Source organism: Amphritea atlantica (assembly GCF_024347255.1).
In the GTDB taxonomy this organism is placed as follows: Bacteria; Pseudomonadota; Gammaproteobacteria; order Pseudomonadales; family Balneatricaceae; genus Amphritea; species Amphritea atlantica.
On sequence record NZ_AP025284.1, the window covers coordinates 2,088,275 to 2,101,290 of the forward strand.

The following is a 13,016-nucleotide window of genomic DNA, read 5'->3' on the forward strand; positions in this document are numbered from 1 at the left end:
CATAAATGTGCCTATGATTAAGAATTGGCATTAAAAGAGTGCGTTATTTCGCAGGAGGTCTTCGTGGAAAGTGTTAATAGTGCCGTAGAAACACTGGTTCAGAGTTCAAATACGCTGTTTATTCTGATGGGCGCCATCATGGTGTTTGCCATGCATGCTGGCTTTGCCTTTCTTGAAGTGGGTACCGTGCGTCAGAAAAACCAGGTGAATGCGCTGGTTAAAATTATGACCGACTTTGGCTTTTCCGCAGTCGCCTATTTTTTTATAGGTTATTGGGTTGCATACGATGTGACCTTCTTTCAGGATGCACAGACCCTGGCCCAGGGGAATGGTTATGAGCTGGTAAAGTTCTTTTTCCTGATGACCTTTGCGGCGGCGATTCCGGCAATTGTCTCCGGTGGTATTGCGGAGCGGGCACAATTCTGGCCTTTCCTGATTGCATCCTCGCTGATTGTGGCTTTTGTCTATCCGTTTTTTGAAGGCATCATCTGGAATGGTAATTACGGTATTCAGGACTGGATGGAGGCCACCTTTGGTGCTGCGTTCCATGACTTTGCCGGCTCTGTTGTGGTGCATGGTGTTGGGGGCTGGCTGGGATTGGTGGCGGTCATTATGCTGGGCATCCGTAAAGGGCGGTACAGAAGCGGCAAGCTGGTGGCTTTTCCTCCCTCTAACATCCCTTTTCTGGCGCTGGGGGCATGGATTCTTTGTATTGGCTGGTTTGGATTTAATGTGATGTCAGCCCAGACTCTGGATGGAATCTCCGGTCTGGTGGCGGTTAATAGTTTGATGGCGATGGTCGGCGGTATCATTGTTTCTCTGTTACTGGGTAAAAATGACCCTGGTTTTATTCATAACGGTCCTCTGGCGGGTCTGGTAGCGATCTGTGCCGGTTCAGATATTGTGCATCCCATTGGGGCGCTAATGATCGGTGGAATCGCCGGCGCACTGTTTGTCTGGATGTTTACCGTGGTGCAGAACCGTTGGAAGATTGATGATGTGCTGGGGGTGTGGCCACTGCACGGTCTCTGTGGTGCCTGGGGCGGTATTGCGGCAGGCATCTTTGGTTCGGTCTCGCTGGGCGGGTTGGGCGGTATCAGTCTCACTACACAGGTGGTAGGCACTCTGTTAGGGATTGCTATTGCCGTGGTCGGTGGTGTGATTGTTTACGGTGCGATTAAAGTTGTGATGGGGCTTCGGCTGGATGAAGAGCAGGAGTTTAACGGTGCAGACCTGTCGATTCACAATATTGAATCCGTATCTGTCGATTGAGTCTTCAGTCTGATTCGGGTCCTGCAGGCTGACGGCTCCACATCAGTGGTCTGTCGATCTGATCAGGGGGTTAATGCAATGCAGCGGTGGCATTCTGGGGAATGCCACCGCTGCTTTTTTTATATCCTGGAAACTGAAGAATTGAGCTCATGTCTGCAGTGTATTCTGATTCTCAGGACAATCAGACCTGCCAGTACCAGTAGTGTGCCGCTGACAAAGCCCAGAGGGTTTTCTACCAGGGTATAGCAGGTTACGCCGCCAGCCAGGTAGGCAAAGGGCAGGCTCTCATACAGCCACTCCGGGGCATAACCTTCGACATTGCCTCGGGATATCTGGCTGAGAAGGAGGCGGTGTTCCCGACGGTCCCGGCGACGGTAGTTTGAACGCATAACCCAGATTACACTACCGCAGAGGTAGAGTAGCAGTGCTGCAATTAGCATTGCCGGGCTTTGGTGATATCCAATTGCCAGAAGTGAGCATATGGCAAAGTAGAGATAGGGCAAACTTTCGTAAACAGGGGTGGGAAGCCGCATAGTCATCGCCTTTTGCAGATTGCTGTTTAAATCCCCCTACCCATGTATGGATATTAGTATGAAGTTAAACGTATTGACTAGTTTGCTGCATGAAAAAAATTCAACAATGCTGCTAGTTTTATGAATTGAGTGTGTATCGGGCAAAAAAAAGCCGCTTCAGAAAGCGGCTTTTTGGTTTTTTGTTCTGGGGGTTACTTGCTAGGGTAATCCCGCTTGGCAGGTCCGGTATAGAGCTGACGTGGTCGTCCGATCTTGTTCGGGCTGCTGTGGAATTCGCTCCAGTGCGAGATCCAGCCGATAGTACGCGACAGGGCGAATATTACCGTGAACATGTTAGTTGGGATGCCTACCGCTTTCAGGATGATGCCTGAATAGAAGTCTACATTCGGGTAGAGCTTGCGCTCTACGAAGTAATCATCTTCCAGGGCGATCTGCTCAAGCCGCTTAGCGATCTTCAACAGAGGATCGTTTTCAATGCCCAGCTCGGCCAGAACCTCATCACAGGTTTGTTTCATAACCTTAGCCCGCGGGTCAAAGTTACGGTAAACACGGTGACCGAAGCCCATCAGACGGAAGGAGTCATCCGGATCTTTGGCGCGCTTGATGAACTCTTCGATATTGGACTCATCACCAATCTCATTGAGCATTGTCAGAACTGCTTCGTTGGCGCCGCCGTGAGCAGGCCCCCAAAGGGCGGCGATGCCGGAGGCGATACAGGCAAATGGGTTGGCGCCAGATGAGCCGGCCAGACGTACGGTAGAGGTCGATGCATTCTGCTCATGGTCGGCATGCAGCAGGAAGATCTTATCCATCGCTTTAGCCAGCACGGGATTGGTTACATAGTCCTGGCATGGATTGCCAAACATCATCTGCAGGAAGTTGTCTGCATAATCCAGATCGTTACGTGGATACTGGAATGGCTGACCGATGCTGTATTTGTAACACATCGCAGCGATAGTAGGCATTTTAGCGATAAGGCGGTATGCGCAGACTTCACGGTGGTGGGCATCGTCGATGTCCAGAGAGTCGTGGTAGAACGCTGACAGTGCACCGACAACACCGACCATGATTGCCATCGGGTGAGCGTCGCGGCGGAAGCCGTTAAAGAAATGCAGCATCTGTTCGTGAACCATGGTGTGGTTCTTAACGGTGGCAACAAATGTTGCTTTCTGCTCAGGTGTCGGCAGTTCGCCGTTCAGCAGCAGGTAACATACTTCCAGGTAGTCAGATTTTTCTGCCAGTTGCTCAATGGGATAACCGCCATGCAGCAGGACACCGTTGCCGCCATCTATATAGGTAATGGCAGAGTCACAAGCTGCAGTAGAAACGAAGCCCGGATCATATGTGAACAGGCCTTTACTTGTCAGAGCGCGTACATCTATAACATCAGGTCCCATTGTTCCGGAATACACCGGCAGTTCAAAAACCTCGTCGATACCGTCGACTGTTAAGCGTGCTTTCTTGTCAGCCATTATAGGCTCCTATCATTTCTGTTTAATCTGAATGACTTTATAAATTGTTGAAGGGTGATCTGTCGCTACAGCAGGGTTTGCAGTTAAACCTGTCAGCACTCGCAGCCCTTTATCTCAGTCACAATATATGAGTTTTAGCTCGAAATAGGACCCTGACACTATAGAGCGTTGAATACGTTTGTCAATTCAAACGAGCCAGGTTTTACTGCAATGCAGCAAAGGTATTATATGCTTAAGAACAGGTTTATCAGGAAACTGAAATAAGCTGAATAATCATTTAGTTGTAGGTAGTTCAGACAGGGTGTCAGATAAAAAAAACACTAGACAATAGACTTAGATTCGGTGTTGATTAATTGTATTGCGACAATTTGCTGGTATACTCCGTCTCCAGCTTGCATTCCTCATTTCGGGATGGGGTGCGGGCGCTGGACCGAGGTGCTTATCTTTGTCTTTGTACACTACCTTCAACAACCTAGCCCTGCAATCGGGCTTAACATAAGTGTGAACAAGAGCCGTGAACGAGAAAAGACCCGTAAACTTAGATCTACGAACTATTAAACAGCCACTTCCGGCTATCACTTCCATACTGCACCGTGTGACGGGGCTTGCGCTGTTTTTTGGCGCGTTCTTTATGCTGTATGCACTTGGAATGTCTCTTGAGTCTGAGCAGGGCTTTGAAGCTGCTGCGCAGATGCTGACGGAGAGCTTCTTCGCGAGGCTGATCGCATGGGGACTGGTTTCAGCGTTGCTGTATCATTTCTTTGCCGGCATCAAACACCTGGTGATGGATTTTGGTCATTGTGAAGAGTTGGAAAGCGGTAAGATGGCTGCCAAGGTTACCCTGGTTGTCTCTGCTGTTTCTATTCTGCTGGCAGGAGTATGGATATGGTAACTTCAATTACAAGTTTTGGCCGCAGTGGGCTGTATGACTGGATGATCCAGCGTGTAACTGCTGTTGTGCTGCTTGCTTTTACAGTCTTTATGATTGGGTATATGTTGTTTAATCCGGATCTGGATTATCAGCAGTGGAAAGAACTATTCGAATGCACCTCTATGCGTATCTTTACACTGATGGCTCTGCTGTCAATGGCGGCACACGCATGGATCGGAATGTGGTCAATCTCAACTGACTACATTAAGCCAACAGGCATTCGCTTCTTGTTCCAGTCAGCTTGTGGTCTTCTGACGTTTATCTACGTCGTTTGGGGCATTCAGATTCTGTGGGGAGTGTAAAATGAGCAGCAAGCTACGTACGCTGACTTTTGATGGTATTGTTATTGGTGGTGGCGGCGCAGGTATGCGTGCGGCACTGCAACTGGCCCAGGGCGGCCTGAATACCGCATGTATTACTAAAGTATTTCCAACCCGTTCGCACACTGTATCAGCCCAGGGTGGTATTACCTGCGCGATTGCCAGTGCTGATCCGAACGATGACTGGCGCTGGCACATGTACGATACCGTTAAGGGTTCCGACTATATCGGTGACCAGGACGCTATCGAATACATGTGCTCTGTAGGTCCTCAGGCGGTATTTGAGCTGGACCACATGGGTCTGCCTTTCTCCCGTACTGAAGAGGGGCGTATCTATCAGCGTCCTTTCGGTGGTCAGTCTAAAAACTTCGGTGAGGGTGGTCAGGCTGCCCGTACCTGTGCTGCAGCTGACCGTACCGGTCATGCATTGCTGCACACGCTGTATCAGGCGAATATGAAAGCCGGTACAACATTCCTCAACGAATGGTATGCAGTTGATCTGGTTAAGAATGGTGATGGTGCTGTTGTCGGTGTTATCGCGATCTGTATCGAAACTGGTGAAACTGTTTATGTAAAAGCTAAGGCAACTGTGCTGGCGACCGGCGGTGCCGGACGTATCTTCCAGTCGACCACTAACGCTCTGATCAATACCGGTGACGGTATGGGTATGTCTCTGCGTGCAGGTGTTCCTGCTCAGGATATGGAGATGTGGCAGTTCCACCCAACCGGTATTGCCGGTGCCGGTGTGCTGGTGACTGAAGGTTGTCGTGGTGAAGGTGGTTATCTGGTCAATAAGGATGGCGAGCGTTTCATGGAACGTTATGCGCCGAACGCTAAAGACCTGGCTGGCCGTGACGTTGTTGCCCGTTCTATGGTGCTGGAGATTCTGGCAGGCCGTGGTTGTGGCGAGAATGGCGACCACGTATACCTGAAGCTGGATCATCTGGGTGAGGAAGTGTTGCACTCCCGTCTGCCTGGTATCTGTGAACTGTCTAAGACGTTCGCCCATGCCGATCCGGTAAAAGAGCCTGTCCCTGTTGTTCCAACCTGTCACTACCAGATGGGTGGCGTTGCCACTAATGTTGGTGGTCAGGCGATTGGTCGCGATGCGGATGGTAATGATCAGATTATTGAAGGTCTGTTTGCCTGTGGTGAAGTGGCTTGTGTATCTGTTCACGGTGCGAACCGTCTGGGTGGTAACTCTCTGCTTGATCTGGTTGTATTTGGTCGTGCAGCGGGTATTCAGATTGAGAAGCAGATGGCAGCTGGTTACTCCGCTGATGATGCTACTGAAGCAGATATCGAGCGCGCTATGGCTCGTCTGAACCGTCTGAACAACTCCACCGGTGGTGAGAGTGTATCTGAGGTTCGTGCTGAACTGCAGAAGACTATGCAGCTTTACTTTGGTGTATTCCGCGAAGGTGAAAGCATGGAGAAAGGTCTGGAGATGCTCAAAGACATCCGCAAACGGGTGGAAAATCTGCATCTGGAAGATAAGTCTCAGTCTTTCAATACGGCGCGTATCGAAGCGCTGGAGCTGGAAAACCTGATGGAAGTTGCAGAAGCAACGGCTATTGCAGCTCTGACCCGTACGGAAAGTCGCGGTGCGCATGCCCGTAATGACTTTACTGAGCGTGATGATGAAAACTGGTTGTGCCATTCACTGTTTGATCCGAAGACCAAAGAGATCACCAAGCGTGATGTTAACTTTGCTCCGAAAACAGTCGAAGCATTTCCACCAAAAGTTCGAACTTACTAAGGGGTTGTTACGATGCTGGTAAGTGTATATCGCTATAATCCTGAAATCGATGATGCACCTTACATGCAGGATATCCATATTGATATCCCGGGCGGTAAGGACATCATGGTGCTGGATCTGTTGCAACTGCTGAAAGATAAAGATCCGACGCTGGGTTACCGTCGTTCATGCCGTGAGGGTGTGTGTGGTTCTGATGGTATGAACATGAACGGTCTGAATGGTCTGGCCTGTATCACACCGCTGTCTGAAGTTGTCGAAAATGACAAGCTGGTGCTGCGTCCGCTGCCTGGTCTGCCGGTTATTCGCGACCTGGTTGTAGATATGTCTCAGTTCTACAAGCAGTACGAGAAGATCAAACCGTTCCTGATCAATGATACTCCGCCGCCGGCTATCGAGCGTCTGCAGTCGCCGGAAGAGCGGGCTGAGCTGGATGGTCTGTACGAGTGTATTCTCTGTGCCTGTTGTTCAACTGCCTGTCCGTCTTTCTGGTGGAATCCTGACAAGTTTATCGGTCCTTCCGGTTTGCTGCAGGCCTACCGGTTCCTGGCTGACAGTCGTGATACTGCAACAACTGAACGGCTGGCTGATCTTGATGATCCGTTCAGTGTGTTCCGTTGCCATGGCATCATGAACTGCGTCAACGTTTGCCCTAAGGGACTTAACCCGACCAAGGCAATTGGTAAGATCCGCAATATGTTGATTTCACAAGCAACCTGATTGCAAACTAAGCGGCTCCCATTGGGAGCCGCTTTTTTTTGACTTTTATCTGTGTGCCCGTCAGTGGTTATGGGGGTACTAGTCAAAAGACTTATATCTGTTTGTATGGAAACTTTTTAGAATTCCCTCTGCATTGATATATAAACTGCGCCTTAAAAAGCGTAGAATCACGTCCCGTAACCTGTACCTCTATCAGGCTATATACGTGAAATATTATAAACGGTAACTAAACAGGGGACGGCCGGAACAGGCCAGTTGGACAGGACGTGGTGCATCCTGGACTTCGATAGTACCCCTGAGCCAGGGTGATCAAGAATGCAAGAAGGCATAATGGAGCTGATGTGGAAGAATGCCCATCTATATGGTGGCAACCTGTCTTACATTGAGCAGCTATATGAATCCTATCTGATGGACCCCAACGCGATTCCTCAGGAATGGCGTGAAGAATTCGATCGACTCCCTAAAGTCGGCGACAACCTGAGCCAGGATGTTCCTCATTCAACGGTTCAGGATCATTTCCTGTATCTGGCTAAAAATCAGCGTCGTGCAGCGCCTGCTGCTGGCGGTGGTCAGAGTTCTGAGCATGAAAAGAAACAGATTCGTGTTTTGCGGATGATTAATGCGTATCGCGTTCGTGGCCATCAGGCAGCGAATATCGATCCGTTGAATCTTATGCAGCGTGAGCCTGTGCCGGATCTTGATCCTCGCTTTCATGAACTCTCTGAAGCTGACTTTGATACAACCTTCCAGTTAGGATCACTCTTCTTCGGTACTGAAGAGGCGACCCTGAAACAGATTATTGACGATCTCAAAAAGACTTACTGTACAACAGTGGGTGCTGAGTATATGCATATTGTCGATACTCAGGAAAAACGCTGGATTCAGTCTCGTCTGGAGCCTGTACGCTCGCATCCGGTTGTCGATGTTGAACGCAAAATGATGGTGCTTGAGCGGCTGACTGCGGCCGAAGGTCTGGAAAAGTATCTCGGATCTCGCTTCGCGGGCGCTAAACGCTTCGGTCTTGAAGGCGGTGAGTCACTGATTGTATCCCTGAATACGCTGATTCAGCGTGCGGGTAAACAGGGAGCCCGTGAGATTGTTATCGGTATGGCTCACCGGGGGCGCTTAAATACGCTGGTTAATATCTTCGGTAAGAATCCGGCCGAACTGTTCGGTGAGTTTGAAGGCAAGAAGACGCTGGAAACCTCCGGTGATGTGAAATACCACCAGGGCTTTTCGTCAAACGTTATGACTGGTGGTGGTGAAGTGCATCTGGCGATGGCGTTCAACCCATCGCACCTGGAGATCTCTGCGCCGGTAGTGGAGGGGTCAGTACGGGCCCGTCAGGATCGTCGTCAGGATCCGGTAGGCACGACCGTTCTTCCGGTTAACATCCACGGCGATCAGGCGTTTGCTGGTCAGGGTGTGGTGATGGAGACATTCCAGATGTCTCAGACCCGTGCTTATAAGACCGGTGGCACCATCCATATTGTGGTCAACAACCAGGTGGGTTTCACCACCAATAAACTGGAAGATTCCCGCAGCTCTGAATACTGTACCGATATCGCTAAGATGGTGCAGGCGCCTATCTTCCATGTGAATGGTGATGACCCGGAAGCGGTTCGCTTTGTAACTCAGCTGGCGGTTGATTACCGTACTGAGTTTAAGAAAGATGTCGTGATTGATCTGGTTTGTTATCGTCGCCGTGGCCATAACGAAGCGGACGAACCCTCTGGCACTCAGCCACTGATGTATAAGCAGATCAAGGTTCAGAAATCCACACGTGAACTCTATGCTCAGCAACTGATCGCCGAAGGCGTGATCACTGCAGAGCAGAGCAAGCAGCTGGAGCAGGACTACCGCAAAGATCTGGAAGATGGTAAGCACGTAACCCACTCTCTGGTGATGAAGCCCAATCAGGAACTGTTTGTCGACTGGGCTCCTTACCTGGGTCATGAGTGGTCATTTGATTGCGATACCCGTGTTGATCTTAAACTGTTGCAGGAGCTGGGCACTAAGATCTGTGAAGTCCCCGAAGGGTTCCAGGTGCAGCGTCAGGTTCAGAAAATTTACGATGACCGTAAGCGTATGGCTGTCGGCGCGATGGAACTGAACTGGGGGATGGCGGAGTCACTGGCCTATGCTTCAATTCTGGCTGAGGGATACCCGGTACGTCTGACCGGTCAGGATGTGGGGCGGGGGACATTCTCTCACCGTCATGCAGTGCTGCATGATCAGCGTAGTGGCAATGTCTTTGAGCCGCTTAAAAATATCGCCGCAGATCAGCCACGGCTGACGCTGCACGACTCATTCCTCTCAGAGGAAGCGGTGCTGGCATTTGAATATGGTTACTCCACCACTATGCCAAATGCATTGGTGATCTGGGAAGCTCAGTTTGGTGATTTTGCCAACGGTGCTCAGGTTGTGATTGACCAGTTTATTACCAGTGGTGAACACAAGTGGGCGCGCCTTTGCGGTCTGACTATGTTGCTGCCGCATGGTTTCGAAGGCCAGGGGCCTGAGCACTCCTCAGCTCGTCTGGAACGTTACCTGCAGCTGTGTGCGGAACACAATATTCAGGTCTGTGTGCCCACCACGCCAGCGCAGATTTTCCATCTGCTGCGACGTCAGATTGTCCGGCCTCTGCGTAAGCCTCTGGTGGTTATGACACCGAAAAGTCTGTTGCGTCACAAGCAGGCGGTCTCATCGCTTGAAGAGTTGTCTGACGGTGGTTTCCTGCCGGTTATTGGTGAAACAAATCAGTTGGATCCGAAGAAAGTCAAGCGTCTGGTGCTGTGTAGCGGCAAGGTCTATTACGATCTGTATAACCGTCGCGCTGAGCTGGAAAAAGACGATGTTGCCATTGTACGTATCGAGCAGTTGTATCCGTTCCCAGAACATCAGATGTTCGATGCGATCAAGGAATACACTAACCTGGAATCGGTCGTCTGGTGTCAGGAAGAGCCAATGAATCAGGGTGCATGGTACTGTTCTCAGCATCATATGCGCCATGCTCTGGCTCGCCACAATGACAAGATTCATATGGAAGGTGTGGGTCGTCCACACGCTGCAGCGCCTGCCGTAGGTTACATCTCTGTACACCTTGAGCAGCAGGAAAAACTGGTTAATGAAGCAATCAATGGCTAACAGGCCAGATAAAAGCGCCTGTTAGTAGCACTGAGAAAGGAAAAGACATGTCAATCGAAATCAAAACGCCGACCTTCCCTGAATCTGTAGCCGACGGTACCGTAGCGACCTGGCACAAACAGCCTGGTGAGGCTTGTTCTACCGATGAACTGATCGTTGATATTGAAACTGATAAAGTGGTTCTGGAAGTTGTGGCACCCGCCGATGGTGTGATCAAAGAGATCATTAAAGGCGAGGGCGACACGGTCCTGAGTGAAGAGGTCCTGGCGATCTTTGAAGCGGGCGCGGCAGCATCTGCAGCTCCGGCAGCGGCCTCTGCGCCTGCTGCAGCAGCCCCTGCAGCTGAAGCATCTGCCACTACCGATGCCGAAAAAGTCGGCCCTGCGGCACGTAAGCTGATCGAAGAGAACGGCCTGGATGCTAATCAGATTCCGGGTACTGGTAAAAATGGCGGGATCACTAAAGAGGATGTGGTTAACTACCTCAAAAATAAACCTGCAGCAGCGCCTGCAGCAGCCGTCAAGGTCGATAATGCTGCAGCCCTGAACATCGCTTCTGGTGAGCGGGTTGAAAAGCGTGTTCCGATGACCCGTCTGCGCGCTACGATCGCCAAGCGTCTGGTGGAAGCTCAGCAAAATGCTGCGATGCTGACCACCTACAATGAAGTCAACATGAAGCCGGTTATGGAGCTGCGTAAGCAGTATAAAGACCTGTTCGAGAAGACCCACAACGGTACTCGTCTGGGCTTCATGTCGTTCTTTGTTAAAGCGGCAACTGAAGCGCTGAAGCGCTTTCCAGCTGTCAATGCCTCAATCGATGGTAATGATATGGTTTACCACGGCTACCAGGATATCGGTGTCGCAGTTTCAACTGAGCGGGGTCTGATGGTTCCGGTTCTGCGTGATACTGATGCGATGACTCTGGCCGATGTTGAATCGACTATTGCTGATTTTGGCAAGCGTGGTCGTGATGGTAAGCTGGGTATGGATGATATGCAGGGCGGTACATTCACGATCACCAACGGTGGCGTGTTTGGTTCCCTGATGTCTACGCCGATCCTGAATCCACCACAAACCGCTATCCTGGGGATGCATAAAATCCAGGAGCGTCCAATGGCGGTAAATGGTCAGGTTGAGATTCTGCCAATGATGTATCTGGCGCTCTCCTATGACCATCGTATGATTGATGGTAAGGAAGCGGTACAATTCCTCGTGACTATTAAAGACCTTCTGGAAGACCCTGCACGTATGCTTTTAGAAGTCTGAGTCGGTCCCTTACTAGAACGAATAGATAGGTAGGTAATAAATGTCTGATAAATTTGACGTAATTGTAATTGGTGCAGGGCCTGGCGGATATGTTGCCGCCATCCGTGCTGCCCAGTTGGGTCTGAAAACTGCGTGCGTTGAAAAGTGGGTAGATGATAAAGGTGCGCCTGTACTGGGTGGTACTTGTCTGAATGTCGGTTGTATCCCCTCTAAAGCACTGCTTGAGTCGACTCATCAGTTCCATAAGACTCAGCACGCCGATGTTCACGGCATCCAGACCGGTGATGTCACCATGGATGTTAAGAAGATGGTTGCCCGTAAAGATAAGATCGTTGGCAACCTGACCGGTGGTATCGCCGGTTTGTTTAAAGCTAACGGCGTTACTCTGTTACAGGGTATGGGTAAACTACTGGCCAACAAGCAGGTTCAGGTGACTGCTGCTGATGGCACTGCAAGTGTATATGCTGCGGAAAATGTGATTCTGGCATCCGGATCTGTACCGGTTGAAATTCCGCCAGCGCCGCTGACTGAGGGATTGATTCTCGATAACGCGGGTGCACTGAATATTGATGAAACTCCTAAACGTCTGGGTGTTATTGGCGCGGGTGTTATCGGTCTTGAGATGGGCTCTGTCTGGGCGCGTCTGGGTACTGAAGTAACCGTTCTTGAAGCGATGGATGAGTTCCTTGCCATGGCTGACGCTGATGTTGCTAAAGAAGCGGCTAAGATCTTTAAGAAGCAGAAGCTGGATATCAAACTGGGTGCTCGTTGCACCGGGACTGAGATCAATGGCAAAGAGATTACCCTGAAGTATACCGATGCTGAGGGTGCTAAAGAGCTGGTTGTCGACAAACTGATCGTGGCAGTTGGTCGTCGTCCACAAACTCAGGGCCTGTTGTCCGATGATTCTGGCGTTAAGCTTGATGAGCGAGGCTTTATCTTCGTCGATGGTCAGTGTCGTACAGAAGCGCCGGGCGTTTACGCTATCGGTGACTCTGTTCGTGGTCCTATGCTGGCGCACAAAGCCTCCGAAGAGGGGATTATGGTTGCAGATATCATTGCCGGTCACCATGCGCAGATGAACTATGATGTGATTCCGAGCATTATCTACACGCATCCTGAACTGGCGTGGGTCGGTAAGACTGAGAAAGAGCTTAAAGCTGAAGGCGTTGCAATTAAAGTGGGTAAATTCCCATTTGCTGCATCTGGCCGTGCTATGGCTGCTGATGACACCGATGGTTTCGTGAAGATGATCGCCGATGAGGCAACTGACCGCATCCTGGGTGTTCATATGGTCGGTGGTATCGCTTCCGAGCTGATTGCACAGGCAGCGATCGCCATGGAGTTTGGCTCTACTGCCGAAGATCTGCAGTTGACTGTGTTTGCGCACCCAACCGTATCAGAAGCCGTGCATGAAGCAGCACTGGCTGTCGATGGCCATGCTATCCATATGGCTAATCGTAAAAAGCGTTAATCGCTGTACAATAGTTTGAAATTTCGACCGGGTAACCCCGGTCGATTATTGTTGAGGGTAGATTGTTTATTACCTGCAACAATTGGGCTGTAAAAAGATACTTTCTCTATATCGTTTTGCAGAGTC

10 protein-coding genes are annotated in these 13,016 nt (G+C 50.4%); 8 read left to right on the forward strand and 2 right to left on the reverse strand.

The genetic code is table 11. The features are described 5' to 3' along the window. Positions 1–63 precede the first annotated feature (63 nt). Positions 64–1,272 (forward strand): ammonium transporter, encoded by a 1,209-nt coding sequence (locus OCU43_RS09530; protein WP_091358042.1) that lies wholly within the window; start codon positions 64–66, stop codon positions 1,270–1,272. A gap of 119 nt (positions 1,273–1,391) precedes the next feature. Here the strand turns inward: OCU43_RS09530 and OCU43_RS09535 are convergent, their stop codons facing one another. Both OCU43_RS09535 and gltA read right to left on the reverse strand, forming a co-directional pair. After that, positions 1,392–1,805 (reverse strand): hypothetical protein, encoded by a 414-nt coding sequence (locus OCU43_RS09535; protein ID WP_139203184.1) that lies wholly within the window; start codon positions 1,803–1,805, stop codon positions 1,392–1,394. Positions 1,806–1,996: 191 nt separating this feature from the next. Then, the gene (gene gltA, locus OCU43_RS09540; protein WP_091358049.1) at positions 1,997–3,277 is read right to left on the reverse strand and encodes a citrate synthase; all 1,281 of its coding nucleotides are present in this window, start codon (positions 3,275–3,277) and stop codon (positions 1,997–1,999) included. A gap of 514 nt (positions 3,278–3,791) precedes the next feature. On the opposite strand from gltA, the gene sdhC reads away from it, so the two are divergent. From sdhC to lpdA, 7 genes are all read left to right on the forward strand, one after another. Next, complete coding sequence (gene sdhC / locus OCU43_RS09545; protein ID WP_091358052.1) at positions 3,792–4,169, forward strand: succinate dehydrogenase, cytochrome b556 subunit; 378 nt, start codon at positions 3,792–3,794, stop codon at positions 4,167–4,169. Then, the gene (gene sdhD / locus OCU43_RS09550) at positions 4,163–4,510 is read left to right on the forward strand and encodes a succinate dehydrogenase, hydrophobic membrane anchor protein (protein ID WP_091358054.1); all 348 of its coding nucleotides are present in this window, start codon (positions 4,163–4,165) and stop codon (positions 4,508–4,510) included. Before sdhC ends, sdhD begins: the two co-directional genes overlap by 7 nt. A gap of 1 nt (position 4,511) precedes the next feature. After that, positions 4,512–6,287, forward strand: a complete 1,776-nt coding sequence (gene sdhA, locus OCU43_RS09555) for a succinate dehydrogenase flavoprotein subunit (RefSeq protein ID WP_091358057.1) — start codon at positions 4,512–4,514, stop codon at positions 6,285–6,287. Positions 6,288–6,299: 12 nt separating this feature from the next. Continuing rightward, on the forward strand, positions 6,300–7,004 hold the full coding sequence (locus OCU43_RS09560; protein WP_091358059.1) for a succinate dehydrogenase iron-sulfur subunit: 705 nt from the start codon (positions 6,300–6,302) through the stop codon (positions 7,002–7,004). A gap of 315 nt (positions 7,005–7,319) precedes the next feature. Then, positions 7,320–10,151, forward strand: coding sequence for a 2-oxoglutarate dehydrogenase E1 component (locus OCU43_RS09565; protein ID WP_091358061.1), 2,832 nt, complete (start codon positions 7,320–7,322; stop codon positions 10,149–10,151). Between the two features lie 47 nt (positions 10,152–10,198). Next, entirely contained in the window at positions 10,199–11,416 is a 1,218-nt protein-coding gene (odhB, locus tag OCU43_RS09570; RefSeq protein WP_091358063.1) for a 2-oxoglutarate dehydrogenase complex dihydrolipoyllysine-residue succinyltransferase, read from the forward strand. A gap of 40 nt (positions 11,417–11,456) precedes the next feature. Continuing rightward, positions 11,457–12,890: a dihydrolipoyl dehydrogenase gene (gene lpdA, locus OCU43_RS09575; RefSeq protein ID WP_091358066.1), complete on the forward strand. Its 1,434-nt coding sequence runs from the start codon at positions 11,457–11,459 to the stop codon at positions 12,888–12,890. Positions 12,891–13,016: the final 126 nt, after the last annotated feature.

Bases quoted from the DNA above. Each gene is read 5' to 3' on its own strand.
- sdhD (WP_091358054.1), top strand. From the start codon at position 4,163: ATGGTAACTTCAATTACAAGTTTTGGCCGCAGTGGGCTGTATGACTGG.
- sdhA (WP_091358057.1), top strand. From the start codon at position 4,512: ATGAGCAGCAAGCTACGTACGCTGACTTTTGATGGTATTGTTATTGGT.
- odhB (WP_091358063.1), top strand. From the start codon at position 10,199: ATGTCAATCGAAATCAAAACGCCGACCTTCCCTGAATCTGTAGCCGAC.
- lpdA (WP_091358066.1), top strand. From the start codon at position 11,457: ATGTCTGATAAATTTGACGTAATTGTAATTGGTGCAGGGCCTGGCGGA.
- OCU43_RS09535 (WP_139203184.1), bottom strand. From the start codon at position 1,805: ATGCGGCTTCCCACCCCTGTTTACGAAAGTTTGCCCTATCTCTACTTT.
- OCU43_RS09565 (WP_091358061.1), top strand. From the start codon at position 7,320: ATGCAAGAAGGCATAATGGAGCTGATGTGGAAGAATGCCCATCTATAT.
- gltA (WP_091358049.1), bottom strand. From the start codon at position 3,277: ATGGCTGACAAGAAAGCACGCTTAACAGTCGACGGTATCGACGAGGTT.
- OCU43_RS09560 (WP_091358059.1), top strand. From the start codon at position 6,300: ATGCTGGTAAGTGTATATCGCTATAATCCTGAAATCGATGATGCACCT.